The following is a 4729-nucleotide window of genomic DNA, read 5'->3' as shown; positions in this document are numbered from 1 at the left end:
ATTCTTAAATAAACTTTCTCTGTATCATGACGTACGATCAGTGGTAATCAGGAATTTTTTATAACTGATTGTTTCACCCATCAAAAATGATTGGAGTGGGCTTGCTATATTCCGAAAGCTGGCCAAAAGAACCTGTGCTTTTGAATCGTTTTGGTTGAGTTATCAGGCAAAACCGTGTTAAGCGTTTAAGGGTTTCAGCCGTTACTGATTACCATGAAAATAAACTGGTTCGCATTAGTTTGTACTAATACGTTAGTCAGGCAGCTTATTTTATTACCGGTGTTTGAGGGTTAAGTTGCCAGAGAAAACGTGACCAGAATATTCGAGTTGGATAGCAGCCATAAAGTGCAGGAAATAAGGCTTTTACCGGTTCATACAGGAAAATAACCCACTCCTTTGCCGGATAGGGGTTGATGGTTTTTCTTGACCGATTATTGACTTCGCCTTATATATTGAAGCAATTTCTATCCCGGCTTTTCTTGTTCTGGCGATCAGGCTCTATTTCAGCAGGTCTGATTATTGGGTATGATGGGCGATTTATCTGCTCACAGCTCTGACCAGCCAGAACATTGGAACAGATGACAGGACGTGTAAGGCAGCATGGGTAAATCGCTAGTTATTGTGGAGTCGCCGGCCAAGGCGAAAACCATCAACAAATATTTAGGCAAAGACTTTGTTGTCAAATCCAGTGTGGGTCATATCCGGGATTTGCCGACAGCGGGGGGGCCGAAAAAAGCCGTGGATGCCAAGGCCAGGGCCAGGGCCGCTGCCGAGACCAGAAAGCTCTCACCCGAGGAGCGTGAGCGGCGCAAGAAAATTAAAGCCCGTGCTCAGTTGATTGAGCGTATGGGGATCAACCCCGATAATGGCTGGGAAGCCCGTTACCAGATTTTGCCGGGCAAGGAAAAAGTCGTTGACGAACTTGCCCGTCTGGCAGAAAACGCTGAAACGATTTATCTGGCAACGGACTTGGACCGCGAGGGAGAAGCCATTGCCTGGCATTTGCAGCAGGCCATCGGCGGGAGTCCGGATCGATATCGTCGTGTGGTCTTTAACGAGATTACCAAAAAAGCCATTCAGTCTGCCTTTGAATCCCCCGGGCAGTTAAATCAGGATCGGGTTGATGCCCAGCAGGCCCGCCGGTTTCTGGATCGTGTGGTGGGTTATATGGTTTCGCCGCTGCTTTGGGCGAAAATTGCCCGTGGGCTCTCTGCCGGACGCGTTCAATCCGTTGCAGTCAAGTTGGTGGTTGAGCGTGAGCGGGAAGTTCGCAGTTTTATTCCTGAGGAATACTGGGAAGTCTATGCTGATCTTCTGGCTAGCGGGAGTGATGCCGTCCGTTTTCAGGTAGTCAAAGAGAACGGAGTGAATTTCAGGCCTGCCAGCAAGGCTGAAACGGATCAGGCCCTTGCTCAGTTACAGCAGGGTCAATATGCCCTGACCAGTCGTGAAGACAAGCCAACCCAGAGCAAGCCTTCGGCACCGTTTATCACATCCACCTTGCAGCAGTCGGCCAGCACACGCCTGGGCTTCAGTGTCAAGAAAACCATGATGCTGGCGCAGCGCCTCTATGAAGCGGGTTACATCACCTACATGCGAACCGACTCCACCAATCTGAGCCAGGATGCGGTTGCCAGTGCCCGGTCTTTTATTACCAAACAGTATGGTGATCAGTACTGTCCGGAGCAGCCAAATCTCTACAGCAGCAAGCAAGGTGCCCAGGAAGCTCACGAGGCAATTCGACCATCCAGTGTTACATTAAAGCCCGATGGCCTGTCTGGAATGGAACGGGATGCAGAGCGTCTGTACGATTTGATCTGGCGTCAGTTCGTTGCCTGTCAGATGACACCTGCGCAGTATCTCAGTACGTCTCTGGTGGTTGATGTTAACGGCTATCAGCTCAAAGCCAGGGGACGCACGCTGAAGTTTGATGGCTATACCCGGGTGCAAAAGCCTCTGGCCAGAAAAGGGGAGGATGTGATTCTGCCAGATCTGCAAAAAGGGGTAGCCCTGACCCTGGAAAAACTGGACCCCAAACAGCTATTCACCCGTCCACCGGCCCGTTTCAGCGAAGCGGCGTTGGTCAAGGAGTTGGAAAAGCAGGGTATTGGTCGGCCGTCAACCTATGCCTCGATTATTTCCACCATTCAGGACCGCGGTTACGTTTCAGTGAAGAATCGCCGTTTTTATGCGGAAAAAATGGGCGATATTGTGACTGACCGTTTGAATGAGTCTTTTCATGAACTCATGGACTTCCACTTCACGGCAAGAATGGAAGAGAAACTTGATGATATTGCTGAAGGTGAAAAAAACTGGAAGCAGGTTCTTGACGATTTTTATACGGACTTCACCCTTCAGTTAACCCGGGCTGAACAGAGTGAAGGAGGGATGCGTACAAATGAGCCCTCCCTGACCGATATTGAGTGTCCCGCTTGCCGTCGCCCCATGATGATTCGCACGGCATCTACCGGGGTTTTTCTGGGTTGCTCCGGTTATTCATTACCGCCAAAGGAGCGCTGTAAAACGACAATTAACCTGGTTCCGGGTGAAGAGGTGGAAGACGCAGACGATGAATACGCCGAGGTTAATGCCCTGCGTGCCATGCGTCGTTGTCCCAAATGTTCCACTGCTATGGAAAGCTATCTGATTGATGAGCAAACAAAGTTACACGTCTGTGGCAATAACCCGGATTGTTCCGGGTTTGCTGTGGAGAAGGGGAGTTACAAATTAAAAGGTTATGATGGTCCCGTACTTGAATGCGACAAGTGTGGTAGTGAAATGCAGTTGAAAACCGGGCGTTTTGGCAAATATTTTGGCTGTACTAACAGTGAGTGCAAGAACACCCGAAAGTTGCTCAAAAGTGGTGAGCCTGCTCCCCCCAAAATGGAGCCGGTGTCCATGCCTGAGTTAAAGTGTGTCAAAGTGGATGATCATTACGTGCTCCGGGATGGCGCATCCGGACTGTTCCTTGCGGCCAGCCAATTTCCCAAGAACAGGGAGACCCGTGCCCCTTTGGTGGCAGAACTGTTGCCCCATCAGGCAATGATTGACCCTAAGTATGGTTATCTTATGGATGCTCCCCGTCAGGATCCTGATGGGAATCCGGCAATTATTCGCTTTAGCCGTAAAACTAAACAGCAATACGTTATGTCCGAAATTGATGGTAAGGCATCGGGTTGGAGTGCTGTATTTGATGATGGTCGCTGGCATGAAAAACAGACTAAAAAGCGCCAATCCGGTTAGTCCGGATCTTTCATAAACTTCCCCGAATCTCGCGCACGACCTTATCGACCGCCAGTTTGATGCTGTACTGTTCGTATGGAACAAGGCTCTGGCTATCAAGGTGCATTGCTACAAGGCGCGTGGGCAAAGTCTTTCTCACAAAAACACCTCAAGCCTTTACTGGCAAAAGCCAGACAAAGCGGAAAATACGCATTGCTGAAAAATTCTGAGTCTATTGCACTGCAACAGGGTTCAAGTTGTTCCCGAAAAATTGATGGAGTTGGTTATGACAAATAATTGGCAGGGATATACCAATAAAATGCTCTTTCACGCCCGTTTGTTGCTGGATGCCTGGGAAGATGCAGATGATCTTGCCAAGTCGGCATTTCGTGAGGCCTGCCTCAATGCAATGGTTCAGGCTTACCGGTCGTTACTGGCTGAAATTATGACTAATTACCGTTTGCCGGTAAATCAACTACCGTGTCTTGATGAGGCAATGAGCAGTGTTCACCACAAGGGAGAGGTGTCTACTGAATTACTGTACATCGAACGTCTCGAGCAACATGACTCCTGGTTGTCGGCGCTATTAAAAAGTCATCAGGACTGTTCAATGCCTATACAACGCAAAAGTGTCGAGAGAAATGAAATTCCTCTGTTTAATGCTAACAGTGTGCGGTTTGATCAGTCAGGGGAATTCCTTTCTGTGCTTGAGTCATTGAAGGAGCTGGTTACTTTCAGTCGGAATTTCAGCCTCGAATGGTAGGCTTCGAACGTCTTCAGATTTGTTCATTACCAATCTCTTCAGCTATTGTTGAGGCCAGACATCTTGCAAGCCTTTGCAGGCTAATGCACAATGCTTCATTGCTAACCATAAAATCCCGGTGTGTTTAGTTATGTCAGCGTCATTTCTTGAAATTGTTGAATTACCTTCCGGCGAGATCGTTTTGCGTCGCAGTGATGAGGAGAACGCTGAGCCTCTGGTTACCATGTCATTCTCCCAAGAGTTGCTTGACTTTCTTCAGGGAGATCAGGTGGAGGTGGCCAAGGCTATGCTGGATGCCTGCATAGCGGAAGTGGGACGTAAAACAGAAGCTGGCGCCGGAGAGTATATCCCTGAAAATCGGGTTATTCATTGATGTTATGCACATCATGTAGCACCTGATCATTTGGACAAAATACTACTGATAGTAGTAAACGACAGTGAAGCGCGTAACTATAGTTATTCATCAATTGCCGTTTTACCCCCCCCTGTTCCCGATTGCCAGTCCCTGACATCGACCTGAGCAGGCCTGAGAGGATCAGCTCATCAATGATAAAGCAGGCAGGTTCACTGTCAATGCCCGGGTCGTTGCCATTATGACTGGATGATGGTGTCAGGAATTGTCCCGGAATAACCTCACCATTTTACTCAGTCCGGGAAATTGTCGCTGCCCGCTTACCGCTTAGGAATTATCCTTAAATAATTCCGACATTTTAAACTCGGTCTGCGTTCATCCTGAGCGGAGTC

General features: G+C 48.7%; 4 protein-coding genes. All 4 read left to right on the top strand.

Translation table 11 applies throughout. From position 1 onward, the window contains the following. Positions 1-600 precede the first annotated feature (600 nt). A complete protein-coding gene (gene topA, locus KDK14_RS14985) occupies positions 601-3243 on the top strand; it encodes a type I DNA topoisomerase (protein ID WP_257265979.1) in 2643 nt (880 codons plus the stop codon). Between the two features lie 43 nt (positions 3244-3286). Continuing rightward, a complete protein-coding gene (locus KDK14_RS21805; RefSeq protein WP_373691089.1) occupies positions 3287-3442 on the top strand; it encodes a helix-turn-helix domain-containing protein in 156 nt (51 codons plus the stop codon). Between the two features lie 66 nt (positions 3443-3508). Continuing rightward, positions 3509-3985 carry a DUF6586 family protein gene (locus KDK14_RS14975; protein ID WP_257265977.1) on the top strand — a complete coding sequence of 159 codons (477 nt, stop codon included), beginning with the start codon at positions 3509-3511 and terminating at the stop codon, positions 3983-3985. A gap of 130 nt (positions 3986-4115) precedes the next feature. After that, positions 4116-4358, top strand: a complete 243-nt coding sequence (locus KDK14_RS14970; protein ID WP_257265976.1) for a hypothetical protein — start codon at positions 4116-4118, stop codon at positions 4356-4358. Positions 4359-4729: the final 371 nt, after the last annotated feature.

Source organism: Endozoicomonas sp. ONNA2, assembly GCF_024606365.1.
Lineage (GTDB): Bacteria > Pseudomonadota > Gammaproteobacteria > Pseudomonadales > Endozoicomonadaceae > Endozoicomonas.
Note: the sequence above shows the minus strand (reverse complement) of the source record. Positions and strands in the feature narration are given on the sequence as shown.